This window comes from Pseudomonas fluorescens, assembly GCF_000802965.1.
GTDB classification, from domain to species: Bacteria; Pseudomonadota; Gammaproteobacteria; order Pseudomonadales; family Pseudomonadaceae; genus Aquipseudomonas; species Aquipseudomonas fluorescens_A.
In genome coordinates this window covers 124316-146756 of record NZ_JSAK01000027.1, presented here as the reverse complement: position 1 = coordinate 146756, position 22441 = coordinate 124316, and the positions used below count along the sequence as shown (strand labels likewise).

The 22441-nt window shown below is 59.5% G+C and carries 23 protein-coding genes; 15 read left to right on the top strand and 8 right to left on the bottom strand.

The window, feature by feature from the left end:
• Window positions 1-22 precede the first annotated feature (22 nt).
• Window positions 23-799 carry a class II glutamine amidotransferase gene (locus NL64_RS21255; protein ID WP_034150022.1) on the top strand — a complete coding sequence of 259 codons (777 nt, stop codon included), beginning with the start codon at window positions 23-25 and terminating at the stop codon, window positions 797-799.
• Between the two features lie 12 nt (window positions 800-811).
• Window positions 812-1354: a DUF2937 family protein gene (locus NL64_RS21250; protein ID WP_034150021.1), complete on the top strand. Its 543-nt coding sequence runs from the start codon at window positions 812-814 to the stop codon at window positions 1352-1354.
• A 104-nt stretch (window positions 1355-1458) separates the two neighbouring features.
• On the opposite strand, the gene NL64_RS21245 is transcribed toward NL64_RS21250, so the two are convergent.
• Window positions 1459-2373, bottom strand: coding sequence for a LysR family transcriptional regulator (locus NL64_RS21245; protein ID WP_034150020.1), 915 nt, complete (start codon window positions 2371-2373; stop codon window positions 1459-1461).
• 146 nt (window positions 2374-2519) lie between these two features.
• Here NL64_RS21245 and NL64_RS21240 point away from each other — a divergent pair, with 146 nt between their 5' ends.
• The 4 genes from NL64_RS21240 to NL64_RS21225 all read left to right on the top strand — a co-directional run bounded on the left by NL64_RS21240 (window position 2520) and on the right by NL64_RS21225 (window position 6247).
• Entirely contained in the window at window positions 2520-3806 is a 1287-nt protein-coding gene (locus NL64_RS21240; protein WP_034150019.1) for an MFS transporter, read from the top strand.
• Window positions 3807-3879: 73 nt separating this feature from the next.
• The gene (locus NL64_RS21235; protein WP_034150018.1) at window positions 3880-4632 is read left to right on the top strand and encodes a 5-oxoprolinase subunit PxpA; all 753 of its coding nucleotides are present in this window, start codon (window positions 3880-3882) and stop codon (window positions 4630-4632) included.
• Window positions 4629-5333 carry a 5-oxoprolinase subunit B family protein gene (locus NL64_RS21230; RefSeq protein ID WP_034150017.1) on the top strand — a complete coding sequence of 235 codons (705 nt, stop codon included), beginning with the start codon at window positions 4629-4631 and terminating at the stop codon, window positions 5331-5333. Before NL64_RS21235 ends, NL64_RS21230 begins: the two co-directional genes overlap by 4 nt.
• Window positions 5330-6247 carry a biotin-dependent carboxyltransferase family protein gene (locus NL64_RS21225; protein ID WP_034150016.1) on the top strand — a complete coding sequence of 306 codons (918 nt, stop codon included), beginning with the start codon at window positions 5330-5332 and terminating at the stop codon, window positions 6245-6247. Before NL64_RS21230 ends, NL64_RS21225 begins: the two co-directional genes overlap by 4 nt.
• Window positions 6248-6360: 113 nt before the next feature.
• Here the strand turns inward: NL64_RS21225 and NL64_RS21220 are convergent, their stop codons facing one another.
• The gene (locus NL64_RS21220; protein WP_027925858.1) at window positions 6361-7539 is read right to left on the bottom strand and encodes a vWA domain-containing protein; all 1179 of its coding nucleotides are present in this window, start codon (window positions 7537-7539) and stop codon (window positions 6361-6363) included.
• Window positions 7540-7557: 18 nt separating this feature from the next.
• Complete coding sequence (locus NL64_RS21215; RefSeq protein ID WP_034150015.1) at window positions 7558-8403, bottom strand: AAA family ATPase; 846 nt, start codon at window positions 8401-8403, stop codon at window positions 7558-7560.
• 202 nt (window positions 8404-8605) lie between these two features.
• On the opposite strand from NL64_RS21215, the gene NL64_RS21210 reads away from it, so the two are divergent.
• Both NL64_RS21210 and NL64_RS21205 read left to right on the top strand, forming a co-directional pair.
• On the top strand, window positions 8606-8836 hold the full coding sequence (locus NL64_RS21210; RefSeq protein WP_034150014.1) for a DUF4160 domain-containing protein: 231 nt from the start codon (window positions 8606-8608) through the stop codon (window positions 8834-8836).
• Window positions 8824-9324: a DUF2442 domain-containing protein gene (locus tag NL64_RS21205; protein ID WP_034150013.1), complete on the top strand. Its 501-nt coding sequence runs from the start codon at window positions 8824-8826 to the stop codon at window positions 9322-9324. Before NL64_RS21210 ends, NL64_RS21205 begins: the two co-directional genes overlap by 13 nt.
• Here NL64_RS21205 and NL64_RS21200 read toward each other — a convergent pair.
• Window positions 9321-10427, bottom strand: a complete 1107-nt coding sequence (locus NL64_RS21200) for a DUF748 domain-containing protein (protein WP_437176928.1) — start codon at window positions 10425-10427, stop codon at window positions 9321-9323. The two genes, NL64_RS21205 and NL64_RS21200, sit on opposite strands and share 4 nt — an antisense overlap.
• A 98-nt stretch (window positions 10428-10525) precedes the next feature.
• Between NL64_RS21200 and cysK the strand changes: the two genes are divergently transcribed.
• From cysK to NL64_RS21185, 4 genes are all read left to right on the top strand, one after another.
• Window positions 10526-11500, top strand: a complete 975-nt coding sequence (cysK, locus tag NL64_RS21195) for a cysteine synthase A (RefSeq protein ID WP_034150011.1) — start codon at window positions 10526-10528, stop codon at window positions 11498-11500.
• Between the two features lie 231 nt (window positions 11501-11731).
• Window positions 11732-12670 (top strand): aspartyl/asparaginyl beta-hydroxylase domain-containing protein, encoded by a 939-nt coding sequence (locus tag NL64_RS21190; protein WP_034150010.1) that lies wholly within the window; start codon window positions 11732-11734, stop codon window positions 12668-12670.
• A gap of 206 nt (window positions 12671-12876) precedes the next feature.
• Complete coding sequence (locus NL64_RS30395) at window positions 12877-13041, top strand: hypothetical protein (RefSeq protein ID WP_172668696.1); 165 nt, start codon at window positions 12877-12879, stop codon at window positions 13039-13041.
• Window positions 13042-13137: 96 nt separating this feature from the next.
• The gene (locus NL64_RS21185) at window positions 13138-14001 is read left to right on the top strand and encodes a DMT family transporter (RefSeq protein WP_034150009.1); all 864 of its coding nucleotides are present in this window, start codon (window positions 13138-13140) and stop codon (window positions 13999-14001) included.
• A 69-nt stretch (window positions 14002-14070) separates the two neighbouring features.
• Here the strand turns inward: NL64_RS21185 and NL64_RS21180 are convergent, their stop codons facing one another.
• From NL64_RS21180 to NL64_RS21165, 4 genes are all read right to left on the bottom strand, one after another.
• Window positions 14071-15012: a LysR family transcriptional regulator gene (locus tag NL64_RS21180; protein WP_034150008.1), complete on the bottom strand. Its 942-nt coding sequence runs from the start codon at window positions 15010-15012 to the stop codon at window positions 14071-14073.
• A 69-nt stretch (window positions 15013-15081) separates the two neighbouring features.
• Window positions 15082-16611 carry a tripartite tricarboxylate transporter permease gene (locus NL64_RS21175; protein ID WP_034150007.1) on the bottom strand — a complete coding sequence of 510 codons (1530 nt, stop codon included), beginning with the start codon at window positions 16609-16611 and terminating at the stop codon, window positions 15082-15084.
• Window positions 16608-17141, bottom strand: a complete 534-nt coding sequence (locus NL64_RS21170) for a tripartite tricarboxylate transporter TctB family protein (protein ID WP_034150006.1) — start codon at window positions 17139-17141, stop codon at window positions 16608-16610. The genes NL64_RS21175 and NL64_RS21170 overlap by 4 nt, the downstream gene beginning before the upstream one ends.
• 53 nt (window positions 17142-17194) lie before the next feature.
• A complete protein-coding gene (locus NL64_RS21165; RefSeq protein WP_034150005.1) occupies window positions 17195-18211 on the bottom strand; it encodes a Bug family tripartite tricarboxylate transporter substrate binding protein in 1017 nt (338 codons plus the stop codon).
• A 505-nt stretch (window positions 18212-18716) separates the two neighbouring features.
• On the opposite strand from NL64_RS21165, the gene NL64_RS21160 reads away from it, so the two are divergent.
• Genes NL64_RS21160 through NL64_RS21150 form a run of 3 tightly spaced genes read left to right on the top strand, consistent with a single transcriptional unit; the run spans window position 18717 to window position 21989 of the window.
• Window positions 18717-20039: an MFS transporter gene (locus NL64_RS21160; RefSeq protein ID WP_034150004.1), complete on the top strand. Its 1323-nt coding sequence runs from the start codon at window positions 18717-18719 to the stop codon at window positions 20037-20039.
• Complete coding sequence (locus NL64_RS21155) at window positions 20032-20988, top strand: amidohydrolase family protein (protein ID WP_034150003.1); 957 nt, start codon at window positions 20032-20034, stop codon at window positions 20986-20988. Before NL64_RS21160 ends, NL64_RS21155 begins: the two co-directional genes overlap by 8 nt.
• Window positions 20985-21989, top strand: coding sequence for a 4-hydroxythreonine-4-phosphate dehydrogenase PdxA (locus NL64_RS21150; protein WP_034150002.1), 1005 nt, complete (start codon window positions 20985-20987; stop codon window positions 21987-21989). The genes NL64_RS21155 and NL64_RS21150 overlap by 4 nt, the downstream gene beginning before the upstream one ends.
• The last annotated feature ends 452 nt before the right edge of the window (window positions 21990-22441 follow it).

The following is a 22441-nucleotide window of genomic DNA, read 5'->3' as shown; positions in this document are numbered from 1 at the left end:
GGCTTGAAGCGAGATTCCGAGCATGTGTGAGTTATTGGGCATGAGCGCCAATGTGCCGACCGACATCGTGTTCAGCTTCACCGGGCTGATGCAGCGCGGCGGCCGTACCGGTCCGCACCGTGATGGTTGGGGCATTGCCTTCTATGAGGGCCGTGGCCTGCGTCTGTTCCAGGACCCGGCGGCAAGCTGCGAGTCGGAAGTCGCCAACCTGGTGCAGCGCTATCCGATCAAGAGTGAAGTGGTGATCGGGCACATTCGCCAGGCCAACGTCGGCAAAGTCTGTCTCTCCAACACCCATCCGTTCGTGCGCGAGCTGTGGGGCCGTAACTGGTGTTTCGCCCATAACGGTCAATTGGCGGACTTTCAACCGACCGCCAGTTTCTATCGCCCCGTTGGCGATACCGATAGCGAAGCGGCGTTCTGCGACTTGCTCAACCGCGTGCGCGCGGCCTTCCCCGAGCCGGTCGAGGTCGAAGAACTGCTGCCGGACCTGGTGGCCGCCTGCGCCGAATACCGCAGCAAGGGCGTGTTCAACTGCCTGCTCAGCGACGGCGACTGGCTGTTCTGCTACTGCTCGACCAAACTGGCGCAGATCACCCGCCGCGCCCCGTTCGGCCCGGCCCGCTTGAAGGATGTCGATGTGATCGTCGACTTCCAGGCCGAAACCACGCCCAACGACGTGGTCACGGTGATCGCTACCGAACCCTTGACCGAAAACGAAACCTGGACCCGCTACGAACCGGGCCAATGGAGCCTGTGGCGACGCGGCGAATGCGTCAGCCAGGGCAAGACCGAATAAGGATTCTCCTCCATGTTGCTCAGTTATCTACGGCTGGTGTTGTTCGCGGCGGGCCTGTTGATCGGTGTCCAGGTGCCGGGGTTCATCAACGACTACGCCAAGCGGGTCGAAGCGCATTTGATTGAAGCGCAGGCCAGCCTCAGCGGTTTTCAAGGCACCGCCAATCAGTTCTTCAAGGGCGATATGCAGGCACTGGTGGCGCATTATCGCGCCAGCGAAGACCCGATTTTCCGTAGCGACGCCGACAGCCTGAGTAACCTGCTGACTCGTCAGGTGGCGTTGGACAAGCAATTCCAGGCGATGCAGGGGCCGTGGTACATCCGCTTGCTGCAAGTGGTGTTGGCCGCCGATCCGGACATCCGCAAGGAAACCTGGAATGGCTACAGCTACCAGATCCTGCTGACGCCGGAAGCGATGGTCTGGGGCATGAGCGGGGCGTTACTGCTGTCGTTCGGGATTGAATGCCTGTTCCGCTTGATCGACTGGGTGGTGTTGGGCGGCAAGCGTTTGCGCCAGAGCCGGCCGATTGAAGAGCGGGATTTGCGCGGGTTGTAAGATCAACATCAAAAGATCGCAGCCTTCGGCAGCTCCTACAGGGATCCGCCCCCGACGCGTTCCCCTGTAGGAGCTGCCGAAGGCTGCGATCTTTTGATCTTGCTTCAACGATTCAAAACGATGTAACCCTCACCCACCCTGCGCGCATACCCCTCCAGCACCTGCTGACACAACGCCACAATCTCCTCGACCCATTCCGCGCCCACCCGCCACGACACCACCACCTGCAAATTCGGTGGTCGTTGCTCGATGTCCAGCAAGGTCAACTCGCCACGCGCCAGTTCCTCGGCCACCAGCACCGGCGGTAGCGCGCCGATGCCGAAGCCGTCACGCAGCAACCGGGTAATTGCCGACACCGAATTCACGCAGTTCAATCGCGGCGCCATGACGCCGTTGGCCTGCATCAAGGCGAGCACTTCCTGGTGCGGATGGGAGTTTTTCGAGTAAGTGATGATCCGCTCATTCGCCAGGTCGGCGATGCCCGAATACTCACGGTTGTACAGGGAATTGCTGGCGACGATCCAGCCCATCGGGTGGCTGGCCAGTTCCAGGCTGCGCACGCTTTCCTGGCGCAGCAGGTCGGTTTGCAGGATCACATCGAGAAAGCCTTTTTGCAGCTGATCGCAGAGGTTCAGCGAGGTATCGGCCACCAGCTCGATTTCCACCAGCGGGTAGTGATCGGTCATCTGCGCCACCAGCGGACTCAGCCAGGTATGGATCACCGTGTCCATCACGCCGATGCGCACGCGACCGGTCTTGCTCGAACGGGTCTCGATCGACTGCTTGAGCGCCTGCATGGTGTCCATCATCTGCTCGGCGTAATCGAGCACTTTCAAGCCTTCCGGCGTCAGGCTCACGCCGCGTGAGTCACGCAAAAACAACTTCACCCCGAGCTCGCTTTCGAGCACGGCGATGCGGCTGGAAATCGACGCCTGGGTGGTGAAGAGCTTGTCGGCGGTCAGGCGAAAACTCTTGAGTCGTGCGACCCAGACGAAGGTCTCGAGAAACTTCAGGTTCATGGGATAAAGATTTCTTATGCCTAAGGCGGGTTTTTATTAGTTGGACGCAGCGGGGGCAGGCGCCCAAGAATCAGGCCATCCGGTTCCCACGATAGGCGTCGTCGGGGCTCAGAACAATACCAATAAAATCAGCGCGGAGATTTGCCATGAGTGCGCCCGACACCCCCTTCATTCCGAAAGCCTCGGCTCGCCCGGGACCTTTCGACTGGTATCGCAATATCAATCAGCAGGAACGCCGCACCTTCTGGAGCTGCAAGATCGGCTATGGCCTGGACGGCATGGACACCCAGATGCTCAGCTTCGTGGTGCCAACCCTGATTGCCATGTGGGGCATCACCACCGGCCAGGCCGGGCTGATTCATACCAGCACGCTGATCGCTTCGGCCATCGGTGGTTGGGTGGCGGGGATTCTCTCTGACCGCATCGGTCGCGTGCGCACCTTGCAACTGACGGTGCTGTGGTTTGCCTTCTTCACCTTCCTCTGCGGTTTCGCGCAAAACTACGAGCAGCTGCTGATCGCGCGCACATTGATGGGCTTCGGCTTCGGCGGTGAGTGGACGGCCGGCGCGGTGCTGATCGGCGAAGTCATTCGCGCTCAGGACCGTGGCAAGGCCGTGGGTATGGTGCAATCGGGTTGGGCGCTGGGCTGGGGACTGACGGCGATCCTGTATGCGCTGCTGTTCTCGATCATGCCGCCGGAAGACGCCTGGCGCGCACTGTTCATCCTCGGCATCGTGCCGGCGATTTTCGTGATCTTCGTGCGCCGCCTGGTGAAAGACCCGGAAATCTACCGCGAAGCCAAAGCCAGGCAGGAACCGAGCAACCCGTCGAAGTTCTACGAGATCTTCGCCCCTGGCATGCTCTTCACCACGATTCGCGCTTCGTTGCTGACCACTGGCGCATTGGGCGGCTATTACGCGATCACGTCCTGGTTGCCGACTTTTCTGAAGAACGAACGCGGTTTGAGCGTACTCGGCACCGGCGGTTATCTGGCGATGGTGATCATTGGTTCCTACGTCGGCTACGTCATCAGCGCCTATTTGACCGACATCCTCGGGCGCAAAAAGAACTTCATCCTGTTCGCGGTGGGTTCGTTCACCATCGTCTTGCTGTACACCCAACTGCCAGTCAGTAACGGCGTGATGCTGTGGCTGGGCTTTCCGCTGGGCTTCTTCGCCTCGGGCATCTTCAGCGGCATGGGTGCGTTTCTGACCGAATTGTTCCCTACGCGCATTCGCGGTTCGGGCCAGGGTTTCTGCTACAACATCGGTCGGGCGCTGGCGGCGTTGTTCCCGCTGTTAATCGGCCTGCTCAGCCAGACAGTGCCGCTGAGTGTAGGAATCGGTGCCTTTGCGGCGGTTTCCTACGGCGTGGTCATCCTCGCGGCGCTTAGCCTGCCGGAAACCCGTGGCAAGCAACTCGACGCCCAGTAACTGATAACCTGCGGGCATGTCCTACGGATGTGTCCCGCAGCTAAAAAGAATAAAGCCTACAGGAGTGTTCATCGTGAGCCGCCTGCTACTGAACTGCGACATCGGCGAGAGCTTCGGCAACTGGACCATGGGTCTGGACGCCGAGGTCATGCCCTTCATCGATTGCGCCAACATCGCCTGCGGTTTCCATGCCGGCGACCCGAGCATCATGCGCAAGACCGTCAGCCTGGCCCTCAGCCACGGCGTGCAGATTGGTGCGCACCCGGCGTATCAGGATCTGGTGGGATTTGGCCGTCGTTCCATGGCTTATTCCACCCAGGAACTTCAGGACATTCTGCATTACCAGATCGGCGCCCTAGACGGTATTTGCCGGGCCCAGGGCGGGCGCGTCAGCTACGTTAAACCCCACGGTGCGATGTACAACGACATGATGGCCAACCCGGCGCAATTGCGTGCGGTGCTGCAAGCCGTGGCGTCCTATAACCGCAGCTTGCCGTTGATGCTGATGGCCACCCGCGACAACAGCGCCGCGCAGCAGTTGGGCGAGGAGTACGGTGTGACGTTGTGGTTCGAAGCCTTCGCCGACCGCGCCTACGACAGCGCCGGCATGCTGGTGTCGCGTCAATTGCCGGGGGCGGTGCATCACGATCCGGAAAAAATCATCGAGCAGGCGCTGATCATTGCCCGTGGCGATCACCTTACCGCCAGCGATGGCAGCGCCTTGCATTTGCAGGCCAACACCCTGTGCGTGCACGGCGACAACACCAGCTCGGTGGCCGCCGTGCAGCGCATTCGTGAAGCCCTGAATCAGCAGAGCGCGTCATGAAACTGCGGGTAGAAGTGGTCGCGCTCGATTGCCTGATGGTGCGTCTGTTCGATGAAATTGCCGAAGCCAACATGCCTTGGATGCTTGCTGCCAGCGAAAGTCTGCGGGCTGCATTCGGTGAGCATTTGATCGATTTGGTGCCGTCTTACACCACGTTGATGGTGCATTACGACCTGACCGCGTTGAGCCCGGTCCAGGCTCGGGAATTAATCGCTGAAGCGTTAATCGATCTATCGCCCAATGCACGCACAGGTGGCAAATGTCATGTGCTGCCGGTCTGGTACGACTTGAGCGTCGGGCCGGAGCTGAACCTGTTGTCGCAGCGCAGCGGCTTGGCGGTGGCGGAGGTGATCCGTCGGCACTGCGAGCGTGAATATCAGGTGTTCGCCTTGGGCTTTGCGCCGGGGTTCGCGTTCATGGGTTTAGTGGAAGAAGTGCTGGCCGCACCGCGTCTGAACACACCGCGCAAGAGGGTCGCCGCTGGCAGCGTCGGCATCGCTGAGCGGCAAACGGCGGCCTATCCGGTGGTTTCTCCGGGCGGCTGGAACCTGATCGGCAGAACGCCAGCCAAATTGTTCGACCGCCACCGCGACGGCTACAGCCTGATGCAACCGGGTGACACCGTGCGTTTCGAAGCGATCGGCCATGCCGAGTTCATCAACCTGGGCGGCGACGACACGCCATTGGAGGCGCAGGCATGAGCCGACTGACGATTGAAGCGAGTACGCCGTTGTGCCTGTTGCAGGATGCCGGTCGTTTCGGCGTGCGGCATCTGGGCGTGACCCAGGGCGGCGCGGCCGATTGGCGTTCGATGTCGTGGGCTAATTGGTTGCTGGGTAATGGACTGGATGCGCCGGTGATCGAAATCACCCTGGGCGGGTTCAGTGTCGTGGCCGAAGACGATTGCGTGCTGGCGCTGGCGGGGGCGGATCTTGGCGCGCAGGTGAACGGCGAGCCGCTGGCTCCGTGGCGCAGTTTCAGGCTGCATAAGGGCCAGCGATTGCAATTCACCCAGCCATTGCTCGGCGCCCGCGCTTATCTGGCCGCGCCGGGTGGCTTCGATGCGCCGAGGGTATTGGGCAGTAGCTCGACGGTAGTGCGTGAAGAGCTTGGTGGACTGGACGGGATGGGCCGGGCGCTGGGCAGGGGCGAGTCGCTGGGTTATTCGGGGAATTCGGTCATGTTGTTGCGGGAGTTGTCGTCAGAGCAGCGACCGAATCTGAACCTCAACGAACCGTTGGACGTGGTGCTCGGTGCGCAGATCGGAGAATTCAGCGGGCAAAGTTTGTTCGACGCGTTCAACAGTGTGTGGAGCCTCGACAGCCGCGCCGACCGAATGGGCATTCGTCTGTTGGGCACGCCCTTGCAGTACCAGGGCAAACCGATGATTTCCGAGGGGATTCCGCTGGGTGCGGTGCAGGTGCCACCGGACGGGCAACCGATTGTGTTGCTCAATGACCGGCAGACCATTGGCGGTTATCCACGGTTGGGAGCGTTGACGCCGTTGGCATTGGCGCGGCTGGCGCAGTGTCTGCCGGGGGCGCAGGTGCGATTGCGGCCGGTGGTGCAGGAAGTGGCGCATCGGGAGCACGTCGAATATCTACAGCGCTTTTAACTGTGGCGAGGGAGCTTGCTCCCGCTGGACTGCGCAGCAGTCCCATTTTTTTGAGAAAAGGGGTCGCTTCGCAACCCAGCGGGAGCAAGCTCCCTCGCCACAGGTTCAGTGTGTTATTTGGAAAGAAACCGCATCCCTTCCTCCAACCCGCGAAGGGTCAGCGGATACATCTGGTCATCAATCAAATCCCGCACAATATTGGTCGACGAGGTATAGCCCCAAGTGTCCTTCGGATACGGGTTGATCCAGATGAGCTTCTTGTACTTCTCCTTGAACCGCTGCATCCACACGTAACCTGCTTCTTCGTTCCAGTGCTCGACGCTGCCGCCGGCCTGGGTGATTTCGTAGGGGGCCATGGCGGCGTCACCGATGAAAATCACTTTGTAGTCGGCGCCGTATTTATGCAGCAGGTCCTGGGTCGACGTGCGCTCGGAGGTGCGGCGCATGTTGTTCTTCCACACCGATTCATAAATGAAGTTGTGGAAGTAGAAATATTCCAGATGCTTGAACTCGGTCTTGCAGGCCGAGAACAACTCCTCGCAAATTTTCACATGGGCGTCCATCGAGCCGCCGATGTCGAACAGCAGCAACAGCTTCACGGTGTTGCGCCGCTCTGGACGCATCTGGATGTTCAGCAACCCGGCATCTTTGGCGGTGTGGTCGATGGTGCCATCGATGTCCAGTTCTTCCGCCGCACCCTGGCGGGCAAACTTGCGCAACCGCCGCAAGGCGACCTTGATGTTGCGCGTGCCCAGTTCCACTGAATCGTCGAGGTTTTTGTATTCGCGCTGATCCCAGACCTTGACCGCTTTGCCCTGGCGCTTGCCGGCATCGCCGACCCGAATGCCCTCCGGGTTGAAACCGCCGGAACCGAACGGGCTGGTGCCACCGGTGCCGATCCACTTGTTGCCGCCGGCGTGGCGCTCCTTCTGTTCTTCCAGGCGTTTCTTGAACTCTTCGATCAGCTTGTCCAGCCCGCCGAGCGACTGAATCGCCGCCCGCTCTTCGTCGGTCAGCGAGCGCTCGAATTCTTTGCGCAGCCAGTCTTCGGGGATCAGGGCCTGCAAGTGATCGTCGAGTTTTTCCAGGCCGTTGAAGTAAGCACCAAAGGCCCGGTCGAACTTGTCGAAATGCTTTTCGTCCTTCACCAGGATCGCCCGGGACAAGTAGTAAAACTCGTCCATGTCGGCGAAGGTCACGCGCTGTTTCAGCGCGTTGATCAGGTCCAGCAGCTCGCGTACCGAGACCGGCACCTTGGCTGCGCGCATTTCATTGAACAGGTTGAGCAGCATGGTATTTGCCCCGGATGATCAACGACTGCCGCGACGGCTCATGAACGCCAGGCGCTCAAGCAGTTGCACGTCCTGTTCGTTCTTCACCAGCGCACCGGCCAGCGGCGGAATGGCTTTGGTCGGATCGCGTTCACGCAACACCGCTTCGCCGATGTTGTCGGCCATCAGCAGCTTTAGCCAGTCCACCAGCTCGGACGTAGAAGGCTTTTTCTTCAGGCCCGGCACCTTGCGCACATCGAAGAACACGTCCAGCGCTTCGCTGACCAGGTCTTTCTTGATGTCCGGGTAGTGCACGTCGACGATTTTCTGCAGCGTGGTGCGGTCGGGGAAGGCGATGTAGTGGAAGAAGCAGCGGCGCAGGAAGGCGTCTGGCAGCTCTTTTTCGTTGTTGGAGGTAATGATGATGATCGGGCGTTTCTTGGCCTTGATGGTCTCGTCGATCTCGTAAACGTAGAACTCCATCTTGTCGAGTTCTTGCAACAGGTCGTTAGGGAACTCGATGTCGGCCTTGTCGATTTCGTCGATCAGCAGGATCACCCGCTCTTCGGATTCGAACGCTTCCCAGAGCTTGCCCTTTTTCAGGTAGTTGCGAACGTCGTGGACTTTTTCCGTCCCCAGTTGCGAATCACGCAGGCGGCTCACCGCATCGTATTCGTAGAGGCCCTGGTGCGCCTTGGTGGTGGATTTGATGTGCCAGGTAATCAGCTTGGCACCAAAAGATTCGGCCAGTTGCTCGGCGAGCATGGTCTTGCCGGTGCCCGGTTCGCCCTTGACCAGCAATGGCCGTTCCAAGGTAATGGCGGCGTTGACTGCCAGCTTCAGGTCATCGGTGGCGACGTAGGCCTGGGTGCCTTCGAACTTCATCTGCTAATCCTCGAACGGTAACGCCGACCTGAACGAGGCAGGGCGGGGCGCAATAATTGTAGTACCCGACTATAACGCGCTGCCCGGTCGACTGTGAACGCAGACGGCTTATTCAGTCTCTGAATGGGGCGTCACATCTTGACTTGGTTTCGGCGGCTGGCCAGTATTGAGATATCGCCATTTTGGCGATAGCTTGCCGGGCATGTCTACTAAATATCGATTTCGCGATACGTACCGCATTCAGTTGCGCGAGAAGGATCATCCGCCGCCTCATGTACACCTGACCGGTGGCGGGCTGGACGTCATGTTGAGCCTGGAAACCGTCGAAGTGATGGTAGGCAAGGCACCGCCGCTGATTATCAAGGAAGCACTGGAATGGGTCAGGGCCCACCAGACGCAATTGCTGGAGGATTGGAAACGATGTTACCCATGAAACGACCACGGCTGTCGGCGGTGCGGGCATTGCCGAATCACCGGCTGGCGCTGACCTTTATCGACGGCCAGCAACTGACGCTCGACCTGAGCCGCGATCTTGAGACCTTTCCAGGGTTGCAGCCATTACAGGGAAACGCATTCAAGGATGCGACGCTCGGTGATGATGGCTGGTGTGTGGAGTGGCCTGAGCTGGACATTCAGATTGGCGCCGACACTTTGTACCTGGATGCACTCGCGCAAAACGCTTCGGATGAAAACACCCGCATCTTCATTGACTGGCGTGCTCGTACTGGATTGCCCCTCAACCAGGCGGCCGAGGCATTGGGGGTCAGTGCCCGCAGCATCAGCCGGTACAGCAGCGGTCGCGAAGCGGTGCCCCGATCACTTGCCCTGGCCTGCCTTGGCTGGGACTTTCTGCAACAGCAAACGAAGCAGCCACGCGCGGCCGAGGACTCCGGCCGCTACACCGTCACGCGCAAACGTTAGCCGGCATCTGGCTTGGGTCGTTCATAACGCGCATTGAAGGCCTGGATGAAACCATTGCGTAAAATCTGCAAAAACGCCTGGAACGCGCTGATATCTTGCCGATGTACGTTGCCGCTCAGTTCGACGCGGGTGGCAAACTGGTTCTTGCCCTGATTTTTCAATACCGTTTCGGAGCCACCGACGATGGCTTCCCATATGGAACGAAAAATCCCTTTGTCTTTGTTTTCCACGTCCTGCTGCCAGTTGAACACGTCGACGTCTTTGAGCAGCGGTTTGATGTAGCCGGTTAATTTCGCCTTTTTGGCCTGTGCTTCGATTACCACGTCGCCATGGCCGGCATTGAAATCGAATTTGCCGTAGGCCGAGGCAAAGTCGTTCATGCGTTTGAGCTCGATGTCCCTGGCTCGCAGGCGGAATTCGAAATCCTCGAAGTTGCTCAGCGGATCGAAGGTTGCTGTGGTTTCCAGAGGCGCGTGCCCCAGCAGCAGGGCTTTGCCTTCGAAGCGCGCGTCGCGTTTGCCGTCGGTATCGACTACGTTGGTCAGGTTGTAAATGCTGGCGTTGACCTTGGTTGCGTTCATGTTCACGGGCGGTTTGGAGTTGAAGTTTCGAAAGGTGATCTTGCCGTCATCGATCTTTACTTCGTTCAACGTGATCGGCAGCAACTTGCCCAATTGGGCACGCCAGTCGGTGCCTTGACCGGTTTGGGAGTTCTTCTTGTTGGCGCCACCGTCGACGAAGTTCACTTCGGGGTTGACGAACCGCACCTCGGCTACGACCGCGTGGTCATACCACAGCGAGTGCCAACTGACCGAGAGGTCGATCAGCGGCGCATTGACGAACGGCACCGGCACCTTGCCGTCGACTTTGACGATTTTCAAGCCGTTGATTTTGTAGGCCCCACGCCACAGGGCCAGGTCCACATCGGTGATCTGACCGCGATAGTCGCCCATGTCCGCCAATCGGTCATTGAGGTAATCACGGACCAGATAGGGCAGCGCGAAGTGCAGGGCAATCAGCAGCACAACGAGGCCGGCGAAGGTCCATAGGGGCCAGCTGTATCGACGTTTCATAGTGGCAAATCTCTGGCGTTCTAAAGCCATTGACTGCGCGGGGCTCCGGACGTTCGACCTGACTGGACGCCTACCGGTAACAGGCATACCTTTGTGCGCTTATTAAATGCTGTAGTAAGGACCCAGCCATGAGCCGCATTTACGCTGACAACGCCCATTCCATCGGCAATACACCGCTGGTGCAGATCAACCGTATCGCCCCGCGCGGTGTGACCATCCTGGCCAAGATCGAAGGGCGCAACCCGGGTTATTCCGTCAAGTGCCGGATCGGCGCCAACATGATCTGGGACGCCGAAAGCACCGGCAAACTCAAGCCTGGCATGACCATCGTCGAACCGACCTCCGGCAATACCGGCATTGGCCTGGCCTTTGTGGCCGCCGCGCGTGGCTATAAATTGATGCTGACCATGCCGGCGTCCATGAGCATCGAGCGCCGTAAAGTGCTCAAGGCGCTGGGTGCTGAGCTGGTGTTGACCGAGCCGGCCAAGGGCATGAAAGGCGCCATCGAGAAGGCGGGCGAAATAGTTGCCAGCGATCCTTCGAAATATTTCATGCCGGCACAGTTCGATAACCCGGCCAACCCCGCCATCCATGAAAAAACCACCGGGCCGGAAATCTGGAATGACACCGATGGTGCTGTTGACGTCCTGGTGGCAGGCGTCGGCACAGGCGGAACCATTACCGGCGTTTCGCGGTACATCAAGAATACCCAGGGTAAACCGATTATCTCGGTGGCGGTGGAGCCAGTGGTGTCGCCGGTGATCACCCAGGCGTTGGCCGGTCAAGAGATCAAGCCGAGCCCGCACAAGATCCAGGGCATCGGCGCCGGGTTTGTGCCGAAAAATCTGGATCTGTCGATCGTCGACCGCGTGGAGTTGGTCAGCGACGAGGAGTCCAAGGCCATGGCTCTGCGCTTGATGCAGGAAGAAGGCATTTTGTGCGGTATTTCCTGCGGTGCGGCGATGGCGGTGGCGGTACGCCTGGCGGAGACCCCGGAGATGCAGGGCAAGACCATTGTGGTGATTTTGCCGGATTCTGGTGAGCGCTACCTGTCGAGCATGCTGTTCAGCGATCTGTTTACCGACCAGGAGAATCAGCAGTAACAGCTTCTTTTGGAAAGAGAGTGGAGGGGGGGTAAATCCTCCCACCACGGCGAGTTTGATTCGGGTCAGCCGGCGTTCAGGACCGCTGTGTTAATCAGTGCTTTATTGCACAACCGTTAAGAGTGAATGCTGAGACAGGCAGTTTTTTCATGGGTTGGCAGTATTTATCATGCCGCCTGCGACGTCGGGTAAATGGCGTTGTGCAAAGTGTCTACTGCCAAGGAGTTGTTGATGACCTTTTCATTTGTCGCCAAGGCGTCGCTGTTGCTGCTGTTTCTGGGCAGTACCCTCTACGTGCATTTGCGTGGCAAGGCGCGTTTGCCGGTCCTGCGTCAATTCGTTAACCATTCGGCGCTGTTCGCACCCTATAACGCTCTGATGTACCTGTTTTCCGAGGTACCTTCGAAACCCTATCTGGACCGTAGCAAGTTCCCTGAACTGGACGTGCTCAAGGACAATTGGCAGGTCATTCGCGAGGAAGCGATGCACCTGTTCGGCGAGGGCTACATCCGCGCGGCCGAGAAGAACAATGACGCCGGTTTCGGTTCTTTCTTCAAGAAAGGCTGGAAGCGTTTTTACCTCAAGTGGTATGACAAATCGCTGCCCTCGGCAGATCTCCTGTGCCCGAACACCGTGGCCCTGCTCAGCCGTATTCCCAAAGTCCGCGGCGCCATGTTCGCGCTGCTGCCGGGCAACAGCCACCTCAATCCCCATCGCGATCCCTTTGCCGGTTCCCTGCGTTATCACCTGGGCCTGTCGACACCCAATTCCGACGATTGCCGCATCTTCGTCGACGGTCAGGTTTACGCCTGGCGCGACGGTGAAGATGTGATGTTCGATGAAACCTACGTGCACTGGGTCAAGAACGAAACTGACAAGGCGCGGGTGATCCTGTTCTGCGACATTGAGCGGCCACTGAGCAACCGCTTGATGACGGGCATCAACCGCTGGATCAGCGATCTTCTGGGCCGCGCCACCGCCCCGCAGAACCTCGATGACGAACCCGTTGGCGGGATCAATCAGGCTTACGCCTGGAGCAAAAAATTCAGCGACAAGGTCAGCGATGTGGTGAAGCAGTGGAAGCGTCGTAACCCCAAGGCCTACCGAGTCTTGCGTCCAGTGCTGGCGGTGGCGGTACTGACGTTGTTGGGGTGTTGGTTGTTTGGGTGAGATCTGTAGGAGCTGGCTTGCCAGCGATCGCGGCCGAACCATCAACCTTGATATCGCAGACATTGCGCTATCGCCAGCAAGCCGGCTCCTACAGGTCTGCGGCGAGTTCAATCAACTCATTGCAATATGTGTCGAGCGCTGGTTATAGTCAGCGCGCAGTGAGTTTCAGGACTCACTTTTTTATCCCTCAAGAAAAGATCAGCCCAATGCCTGCATCCCTCATCAACGCGGTAGTCGATTCAGCGGTCAACGCTGGCGTCGCGCCGTGCGGGAATCAGCAGCCGGGGCAGATCAGTCATTACCCCCCTCCTGTCAGTCGCACGCCAGTGTGCGCGGTGGTCTCGCCGCCGGGTGTTGGCGTTTCGGGCTGATCAGCGATTTCTGCTGTTACCTGCGCCCATCTAAACAAAACGACTGAATTTCAGCTTCGGCTGAGTTGGCTTTTTGCCTGACTACAGGTGGTATTCATGTTTGTCCTTACGAAAAAATCCGCGCTCGCGGCGGCGTCCACGAGCCTGTTCGTTTTGCTGTGGAGCAGCGGGGCGATTTTCTCCAAATGGGGCCTGGCCCATGCGTCGCCGTTTGCGTTTCTGCTGATTCGCTTCGCCATCGCTTTGTGCGGTTTGATCCTGCTGGTGCCGTTGCTCAAGCTGAAGTTGCCCAAGGGCGGCAAGCCGATGTTGTATGCGATGGCCACGGGTGTGGTGTTGCTGGGGGCTTATCAGATTTTCTATCTGCTGGCCCTCGACCTGAAAGTGACGCCGGGGGTGATGGCGACGATCATGGGCGTGCAACCGATTCTCACAGTGGTGATCATGGAGCGTCAGCGCTCGGCCAGCCGGATCTTCGGCCTGTTGCTGGGGCTGACCGGGTTGATCATGGTGGTCTACCAGGGCATCGGTCTGGCCGGCATGTCGCTTGCCGGGATGCTCTTCGGTTTGCTGGCGCTGGCGAGCATGACGTTTGGCTCGATCATGCAGAAACGCATCACCGATAATCCTCTCGGCACGTTGCCGGTGCAGTATCTGGCCGGGCTGTTGCTGTGCGGGATTTTCGTGCCGTTCCAGCCGTTCCACTTCGAGCACAGCAGTGGTTTTATCGTGCCGGTGTTGTGGATGGGGCTGGTGGTGTCGGTGCTGGCGACGTTGTTGCTTTACCGCTTGATCGCCCGGGGCAATCTGGTGAATGTCACCAGTCTGTTTTACCTGGTGCCAGCGGTGACGGCAGTCATGGACTACCTGATTTTCGGCAATCGCCTCGCGATGTTGAGCATCCTCGGCATGTTGCTGATCATCGTCGGTCTGGTGTTCGTGTTCCGTAAAACCGGTTAAAACTCGCCACCCTTGTAGGAGCCAGCAAGCCGGCTCCTACAGGTTTTGCGTTATCCGTGAAGAACCGTTTTATTTTGTCAGCGCATGTTCGGCGCGCACCGAGTTCATGAACGCCTGCATCGCCGAGGATTGAATGCGATGGCGGCGAGTGATCAGCCCGTACGGCGGCAGTCGTGCTTCGAACTTGATCGGCAACACCGCCAGCAGATCACGGCCGGGATAATCCTCGACCACCGAGACCGGGGTGACACCAAGCATATCGGTCTGCTGAATCAACGAGAGCAGGGTCATGATCGAAGTGGTTTCGACGATGCTGTTGGGGATGTCGACCCGCGCATTGTGGAACACCTGATTGATGATCGCGCGCATCGGGCTTGGCTGCTGTTGCAGTACCCAAGTCATGTTCTGCAATTCCGCCCAACCCAGATGCTTCTCCTGCGCCAGCGGATTTTGCGCACCGGCAATCACGCACAGTTCTTCTTCACCAAGGCTGTCGAAAAGCAGTTCTTCGGCCCGGGCACCGGGCGGAATCCGGCCCAGCACGATGTCCAGTTGATCTTGCAACAGCGCCTGCACCAGCACGTCGCTGGTATCGACCTGAATGCTCATGGACAAGCGTGGATGGCTTTGCTTCAAGGTGGCGATGGTGCGGGTCAACAGCCCCGAGGCCAGCGCCGGAATGGCGCCGACGGCGACTCGGCCGAGGTTGCCCGATTGCAGCGCCACCAGCTCTTCGCGCATGCCGCTGAGTTCGGCAAACACCATGCGTGCGTAGTAGATGACGGTTTCCCCGAACGGGGTAGAGCGCATGCCCCGAGGCAGACGTTCGAAGAGCTCGACGCCGAGCAAATCCTCGGCTTCGTGCAGCATCTTGGTGGCGGCCGGTTGGGTCATGCCGATGTGGTCGGCGGCGCGGCGCAACGAGCCGAATTCCTGGAGTGCCAGCATCAGCCGCAATTGGCGCAGACGCAGTCGACTGTGGATCACGTTGGCATCAGGAATTCGGGACATTGGGCCGTGCTCGCAAAAGGGACTGCGGCAAGCCTGACAACAAATGTCAGGCGTTGCCAGCATTGCGTGTCACAGCACCGATTTTGGCTTGGCGACGTGAGGTTTGCGCAGGCCCATCAACGTTGCCAAGGCCTTGGAAATCAGCGGCCAGAACAGCATCAGCAGCGCCGCCGTGGTCAGGCTGCCCACCAATGGGTTGGACCAGAAGATCCCCAGGTGCCCGTCGGAAAACAGCATCGACTGACGGAACGCGTCTTCGGCCTTGTCGCCCAGCACAGCAGCCAATACCAGCGGCGCGATCGGGTAGCCGAGTTTCTTGAACAGATAACCCAGCGCGCCGAAGCCCAGCATCAGTACCACGTCGAAGAACGAGTTGTGCACCGAGTAGGCACCGATGGCGCAGACCATAATGATGATCGGCGCGATGATCGAGAACGGAATGCGCAGGATCGAGGCGAACAGCGGCACGGTGGCCAACACTACGATCAGACTCACCACGTTGCCCAGGTACATGCTGGCGATCAGACCCCAGACAAAATCATGCTGCTCGACGAACAGCGTCGGGCCGGGGTGCAGGCCCCAGATCATCAAACCGCCGAGCATCACCGCCGCCGTGGCCGAGCCGGGAATGCCCAGGGTCAGCATTGGCAACAGAGCGCTGGTGCCGGCCGCGTGGTCGGCAGTTTCCGGGGCGATCACGCCTTCCAGTTCACCCTTGCCGAAGTTGTCGCGGTTCTTCGAGAAGCGCCGCGCCAGGCTGTAGCTCATGAACGAGGCAGCGGTCGGCCCGCCAGGTGTAATACCCATCCAGCAACCCACCATGGTGCTGCGCACAATGGTCCACCAGTAGCGCGGCAACTTGGCCCAGGTACGCAGGATCACCATCGGCGTGATGCGCGCATGTTCGCCACGGAAGACCAGGCCTTCTTCGACCGTGCAGAGGATTTCGCCGATACCGAACAGACCAATCACCGCCACTTCGAAGCTGATGCCGGTCATCAGGATCGGTTGATCAAACGTCAATCTCAAGTTGCCGGACACAGTGTCCATGCCGACCGCCGCCATGGCGAAACCGATCATCATCGCCACCACGGTTTTCAGCGGCGGGTTCTTGCTCATGCCGATGAAAGTGCAGAACGCCAACAGGTACACCGCGAAGAACTCGGGTGAACTGAATGACATGGCGAACGCGGCAATCTTGGTCGAGAGGAAAGTCAGCAACAACACCCCGGCCAACGCGCCGAGCAGTGCCGAACTGAACGCAGCGGTCAGGGCCTCGGCGGCGCGACCTTCGCGGGCCATCGGGTAGCCGTCAAACGTCGTCGCCACCGATGAGGGCTCACCGGGGATGTTGAACAGGATCGAGGTGATCGAGCCGCCAAACAGCGCACCCCAATACATGCATGACAGCAGAATGATCGCCGACACCGGCGACATGGTGAACGTCAGTGGCAGCAACAGTGCCACGCCGTTGGGGGCGCCGAGGCCGGGCAACACGCCGACCAGAATGCCCAGCAGCACGCCGATCACCATCAGGCCGATGTGGCCCGGGGTCAGGATCAGGTTCATGCCTTGCAACAGGGAATCGAATTCGCTCATTTGAAATTTCTCCCGGCCAGGGCAATCCAGTCACCCAACGGGCCGGCATCCAGCGGGACCTTGAACCACAGCGCGAAAATCAGGTAGCTGGCGAGTACCGCGCCGAGGGATACCGTGCCGATCATTAATTTGCCATAAGGCTTGGCGCGGACTTTGTCACGCCACATGAACCAGGCGATGAAGCACGCCGAGGAGACGTAGATGCCGGTGAGCGGCATGGCACCGACGAACAGCGCAATCGGGATGAACACCGACAACACTTGCTTGAACGCACTGCGACTGACGAATGCGATGCTCAGCGCTTGCCAGCGGACCACGGTCAACACGCCGTTAGCGACGCTCGCGGCGCTCAACATCAGGCCGATGTAGAAGGGGAAGTAACCCGGCTCGGGGCCGGCATCGCCCCAACCGATACCTTGTTCGACGCTGCCGAACATCACCACCACGCCAATCAGCGCCGTGAAGATCGCCAGGCCGAGCTCGACCCAACGGGTACCGACGAACGCGGGTGAATCCGAGGAATGAGACATGAAAACACCTCCAGCAGATGACGGCCGCCCGCAGGCGAGCGGCCGTGACAACCTTAGTTTTTCAGCCAGCCGGCTTCTTTGAATACCGGCGTGACGCGGGCGGTGTCTTTTTCGATGTAGGCGGTCAGCGGCTCGCCTTCGAGGAAGGTTGGCACCAGAGCGTTCTGCTTCACGTAGGCCTTGAACTCATCGGTCTGCGTGACTTTGCGCATCAGCTCGACGTAGAACGCGCGTTGCTCGGCAGTGATGTCGCCGGGCATGAACACGGTACGTGGGAAGCGGTATTGATCGATGCCCAGGCCTTGTTCGTGGCAGGTCGGCACGTCGGCCCAGGATTTATCGCCGGCGACTTTCTCGGTATAGCTCATGCGTTCCTTACTGAACACACAAAGCGGCTCGACCTGGTCGCCGCGCCATTGGCTGATGCTTTCGCTCGGGTTGTTGACGTTTGCGGCGATGTGTTTGCCGGCCAATTGAGTCGCGGCTTCGCTGCCGCTCTTGAACGGGATGTACACCAGTTTGCTGTTGTTGGTCTGGTTGAGCAGCAGGGTCAAAGTCTGGTCGACATCCTTGGACTGGCTGCCGCCCATGCGCAGCTTCGATGGATCAGCCTTGGCCGCTTCGTAGAAGCCTTTTGCGTCTTTCCATGGCGCATCCTTGTAGCTCCAGAGAATGAAGTCATCCTCGGCCACGGCGGCAATCGGCGTCAGCTCCTGCCATTGGTACCCGAGCTTGGACACCAGCGGCAACAGGTAGATGTTGTTGGTGCCGATCACCAGTTTCTCGGCATCGCCCTTGTTCATTTTCATGTCGAGGAACGCTTCGGCGCCGTTGCCGCCGCCCTTGTTGAGGACGATGGTATTAACGTCGAGAAACTTGTGCGTGGTGATGATCGACTGGATCAGGCGACCGAGTTGGTCAGTGCCGCCACCAGGGCCACCGGCGACCACGATTTCGACGTTCTTGTCCGGTTGCCAGGCGGCCTGAGCGAGAGCGGGAAGGGTTGCGGCGGCGATCAGCGTGCAGCCAAGAAACAGACGGGAAGAGCGACGGACGAATGCATTTCGCATGGGAAGGGCCTCGTATCTGTGTTTTTGTAATTGTTATGAGCGACTTGTTTGAGCGGTTAAGCCGCAAGCCTTGGACTGAGTGTGGGAAGCCGCCGCCTCCGCGTCTAGTCAAAACAATACATACACCGATAGCCTGGGGTTATAGCTCTCAAACGGAAAAGCCACGGATCTTGCTCGGAGCATTGCGCTAGAGCATTTTTCGTAACAAGTCGAAATAGTAAGGGAAGGGTGAAAGCCCATTGAAAGCGGGGTATGCCATAACCCGAAGCTATCACCTGATTTCAAGTTTTGATTAGACGGTTATCACAGAGCCTTCGATAGTGCTCAACAACGCCGTGGAAAAAACGGCACAACCCTGTAGGAGCCGGCTTGCTGGCGATAGCGGCGTGACAGGCGCCATCAATGTTGATTGATGCGCCGCGATCGTCGGAACGCCGCCCGCAGCAAGCCGGCTCCTACAGGTTGATGTTTGCACCCCACAAAAATAATAAAAGAGGTACGCACCATGGCTCGTCCCAGTGCTTCCCTGAACCTGACGACCGCAGCAGCGATCCCGCAGGCCACTGCTTTGAAGGCCAGCAATGTGCGTTGGCGGATCTTCGCGATCATCTTTGCGCTGACCATGGTCAACCTGATCGATCGGGTGTCGCTGTCCATCGCCATGCCGACCATCGCCCAGGAATTTTCCCTTTCTCCAAGCATGCAAGGGCTGATCCTCAGCAGCTTCTTCTGGGCCTACGCGCTGTTGCAGATTCCTGGCGGCTGGATGATCGACCGCTTCGGCCCGCATCGGGTCATCAGCTGGTCCACAGGGTTGTGGGGCACGTTCCAGGTGCTGGCGGCGTTTGCCACCGGCGGTTTGTCGTTGTTGTTTGCCCGGGTGGCGTTGGGGGCTTCGGAAGCGCCGTTGTTCCCGTCCGGCGGCAAGCTGATTTCCCTGTGGCTGGCGCCCAGCGAACGCAGTCGCGGCGCGGTGCTGATGGACAGCGGCAGTCCGCTGGGCGTGGCGCTCGGTGGGTTGATCATTGCCTATCTGATTGCTTCGCTGGACTCGTGGCGCCTGGCCTTCGTGATCGCTGGCGTCGCGACATTGGCGCTGGCTTGGCTGGCGCGGCGTTATCTGCGTGATGACCCGACCACCCACCCGCAAGTCAACGCCATGGAGCTTGAAAAGATCAACGCCGGGCGCGCCACGCCAGCCGCTGAAGCCGCTCGCGCACCGGTCAAAGGCTTGGGCATCGCCGCTCGTTCCCTCAGCGGTTTGCTGATCGGTCGTGCCAGCTGGGCGATGGTGTACTTCGGTCTGCTGACCTGGGGTCCGAGTTATCTGGCACAAGCGCGGGGCTTTGATATCAAGGGCATTGGCGCGGCGACCTTCGTGATTTTCGTCTGCGGCGCGTTGGGTTCGTTGACGGGCGGTTTCCTCTGCGACGGCTTGATCCGCAAGGGCGTCAGCCGTGGTGTGGCGGTCAAGAGCCTGCTGGCGTTTTCCGGCCTGGTGGCCCTCGGCGCGTTCCTGTTGTTGCCGACCCTGAGCAATCCTTTTGCGGCCGTGGCGCTGTTGGCCATGACCGCGTTTTTCCTGATGTGGGGCAGCCTCTATTGGAGTTTCCCCGCTTTGCTGGCAGCGCCGGCGCGGGTCGGGTTGATCGGTGGGGTGATGAACATGGCCGGCAGCACCGGCGGGATCGCGGTGCCGATCCTGGTGGGCGTCATCCTGCAAATGACCGGTGGCTTCGCCCCGGTACTCGGTTTCTTTGCCGCGTGTTCCGCCGTGTTTGTGCTGGCAACGATGTTCATCAGTCTCGACGAGGTGCGTTATGGGTGAACGCTGGAATGGACCGATCATCGATGCCCATCATCACTTCTGGGATCCATCGATCAATGACCACCCTTGGCTGGCGCCCGAAGCGAATATTCCGTTCCGCTACGGCGACTACAGTTCGATCAAGCGCCGCTATTTTCCCGAGGATTACTTCGCCGATGCCGGTGACCATCGGGTGGTGCAAACGGTGTATGTCGAGACCGAATGGAACCCCCAAGACCCGATTGGCGAAACCCGTTTCATCGAACAATTGGCCGCCCGTTATGGCGTGCCGAATGCGATCGTCGCGCAAGCCTTTCTCGACCACCCCGACGCCGTCGCGGTGCTTCACGAGCAAGCCACGTACAAGTGCGTGCGCAGTGTTCGGCACAAGCCTGGCGGACCGACTTCACCCCAGCAATTCGGCCGCGTGCGCAGCTTGATGAGCAACGAGCATTGGCGACGCAGTTACGCCGCGCTGGAAGGGTTGGGTCTGCATTTCGACTTGCAAACCCCTTGGTGGAACCTGCCCGAAGCTGAACGCCTGGCCCGGGACTTTCCCGGCATCACTCTGATTCTCAACCACGCCGGGTTGCCCAATGATCGCAGCGCCGAAGGTCTGGCCGGATGGCGCGCGGCGATGGCGCGGCTGGCGGAGTGGCCGAACGTGCAGGTGAAAATTTCCGGGCTCGGCCAGGCAGGGCGGGCGTGGCGCGCCATCGACAACGCCTGGATCGTGCGCGAAATCATCGCCATGTTTGGCACCAAGCGGGCGATGTTCGCCAGCAACTTTCCAGTGGACAGCCTGTGTGGCTCGTTCGATGACATCTACAGCGGTTTCAAATCCATCGTCGCCGATCTGCCAGTGGCCGATCAGGAGCGACTGTTCTACAGCAACGCGCAGCGCATCTATCGCTGCGAACCTTGCGCCATTGACCGGGCGCAGCCTGAATCCTTGAGGAGTGAAGCATGAACAAGACAACCATCGCGATGGTCCTGGGTGATCCGGCGGGCATTGGCCCGGAACTGATCGCACGCTTGCTCGCCGAGCCGGAAGCGCGCAGCCAGGCCAATGTGATTCTGATTGCCGACGAGGCGGAAATGCGGCGCGGCATGCGCATCGCCGGAATGGAATTTCCCTATCGTCGAGTGGAGTCGCTGGAGCAGTTGTCGTTCGGTGATGACACGCCGCTGTTCTACGATTTTCGCGGTGACACCGTCGGTGAATTCCCGCGCAGCGAGGCCAGTGTCATCGGTGGTCGCTACAGCCTCGATACCCTGGAAGTGGCGCTACGCCTGACCGAGGCGGGGACCACCGACGCGATTCTGTTCGGGCCGCTGAACAAGACCTCGCTGCACATGGCCGGCATGGCGCACAACGACGAACTGCACTGGTTCGCCGAGCTGCTGGATTTCCACGGGCCGTTCTGTGAGTTCAACGTGCTCGACAACCTCTGGACGTCGCGGGTGACCTCTCATGTGGCGCTGTCCGAAGTCTCCGGTCTGCTCAGTGAGCAGCGGGTGGTGGAAGCGATTCAACTGATCGACACCGCGCTCAAGCGCAATGGTCTGGAAAAACCGCGCATCGGTGTTTGCGGACTCAATCCGCACAACGGTGACAACGGCTCCTTCGGCCGCGAAGAACTGGACATCATCGGCCCGGCCGTGCGCAAGGCGCAGGCGCTGGGGATCGCGGCGGAAGGGCCGTACCCGGGCGACACGATTTTCCTCAAGGTCCAGGGCGATGCCAGTGCCTTTGATGCGGTCGTCACCATGTATCACGACCAGGGTCAGATCGCGATCAAGTTGATGGGCTTCTCCCGTGGCGTCACGGTGCAGGGCGGCCTGCCGATCCCGATCACCACTCCGGCCCACGGCACCGCGTTCGATATCTCGGGGCAGGGCAAGGCGAATGTGGGCGCGACTCGCCAGGCGTTTGAGATTGCTTGCCGGATGGGTGGCAACAGCTACTGACACAACGCAATACCCCTGTAGGAGCCGGCTTGCTGGCGATGCGGTCTGGCAGACACCCTTGAAGTGACTGCCAGGTTGCTATCGCTGGCAAGCCAGCTCCCACAGTGATTGGTGGTGTCTCCGAATTTTTTGATCAATGCAATTCCCCTGTAGGAGCCGGCTTGCTGGCGATGCGGTCTGGCAGACACCCTTGAAGTGACTGCCAGGTTGCTATCGCTGGCAAGCCAGCTCCCACAGTGATTGGTGGTGTCTCCGAATTTTTGATCAATGCAATTCCCCTGTAGGAGCCGGCTTGCTGGCGATGCGGTCTGGCAGCCACGTTTATGTGTCTGACGGACTGCAATCGCCAGCAAGCCGGCTCCTACAGTTTTGTTGAATGGCTGATAACCCGATCTAGGCATTATCAAGTTTTTGGTATCACCCCAGGTTATCGCCGGATACGAACAAGTGAT

Bases quoted from the DNA above. Each gene is read 5' to 3' on its own strand.
- NL64_RS21210 (WP_034150014.1), top strand. From the start codon at position 8,606: ATGTCTACTAAATATCGATTTCGCGATACGTACCGCATTCAGTTGCGC.
- NL64_RS21165 (WP_034150005.1), bottom strand. From the start codon at position 18,211: ATGCGAAATGCATTCGTCCGTCGCTCTTCCCGTCTGTTTCTTGGCTGC.
- NL64_RS21155 (WP_034150003.1), top strand. From the start codon at position 20,032: ATGGGTGAACGCTGGAATGGACCGATCATCGATGCCCATCATCACTTC.
- NL64_RS21200 (WP_437176928.1), bottom strand. From the start codon at position 10,427: ATGGCTTTAGAACGCCAGAGATTTGCCACTATGAAACGTCGATACAGC.
- NL64_RS21255 (WP_034150022.1), top strand. From the start codon at position 23: ATGTGTGAGTTATTGGGCATGAGCGCCAATGTGCCGACCGACATCGTG.
- NL64_RS21240 (WP_034150019.1), top strand. From the start codon at position 2,520: ATGAGTGCGCCCGACACCCCCTTCATTCCGAAAGCCTCGGCTCGCCCG.
- NL64_RS21150 (WP_034150002.1), top strand. From the start codon at position 20,985: ATGAACAAGACAACCATCGCGATGGTCCTGGGTGATCCGGCGGGCATT.
- NL64_RS21175 (WP_034150007.1), bottom strand. From the start codon at position 16,611: ATGAGCGAATTCGATTCCCTGTTGCAAGGCATGAACCTGATCCTGACC.
- NL64_RS30395 (WP_172668696.1), top strand. From the start codon at position 12,877: ATGCCTGCATCCCTCATCAACGCGGTAGTCGATTCAGCGGTCAACGCT.
- NL64_RS21170 (WP_034150006.1), bottom strand. From the start codon at position 17,141: ATGTCTCATTCCTCGGATTCACCCGCGTTCGTCGGTACCCGTTGGGTC.
- NL64_RS21205 (WP_034150013.1), top strand. From the start codon at position 8,824: ATGTTACCCATGAAACGACCACGGCTGTCGGCGGTGCGGGCATTGCCG.
- NL64_RS21160 (WP_034150004.1), top strand. From the start codon at position 18,717: ATGGCTCGTCCCAGTGCTTCCCTGAACCTGACGACCGCAGCAGCGATC.
- NL64_RS21225 (WP_034150016.1), top strand. From the start codon at position 5,330: ATGAGCCGACTGACGATTGAAGCGAGTACGCCGTTGTGCCTGTTGCAG.
- cysK (WP_034150011.1), top strand. From the start codon at position 10,526: ATGAGCCGCATTTACGCTGACAACGCCCATTCCATCGGCAATACACCG.
- NL64_RS21250 (WP_034150021.1), top strand. From the start codon at position 812: ATGTTGCTCAGTTATCTACGGCTGGTGTTGTTCGCGGCGGGCCTGTTG.
- NL64_RS21215 (WP_034150015.1), bottom strand. From the start codon at position 8,403: ATGAAGTTCGAAGGCACCCAGGCCTACGTCGCCACCGATGACCTGAAG.
- NL64_RS21230 (WP_034150017.1), top strand. From the start codon at position 4,629: ATGAAACTGCGGGTAGAAGTGGTCGCGCTCGATTGCCTGATGGTGCGT.
- NL64_RS21180 (WP_034150008.1), bottom strand. From the start codon at position 15,012: ATGTCCCGAATTCCTGATGCCAACGTGATCCACAGTCGACTGCGTCTG.
- NL64_RS21190 (WP_034150010.1), top strand. From the start codon at position 11,732: ATGACCTTTTCATTTGTCGCCAAGGCGTCGCTGTTGCTGCTGTTTCTG.
- NL64_RS21220 (WP_027925858.1), bottom strand. From the start codon at position 7,539: ATGCTGCTCAACCTGTTCAATGAAATGCGCGCAGCCAAGGTGCCGGTC.
- NL64_RS21185 (WP_034150009.1), top strand. From the start codon at position 13,138: ATGTTTGTCCTTACGAAAAAATCCGCGCTCGCGGCGGCGTCCACGAGC.
- NL64_RS21245 (WP_034150020.1), bottom strand. From the start codon at position 2,373: ATGAACCTGAAGTTTCTCGAGACCTTCGTCTGGGTCGCACGACTCAAG.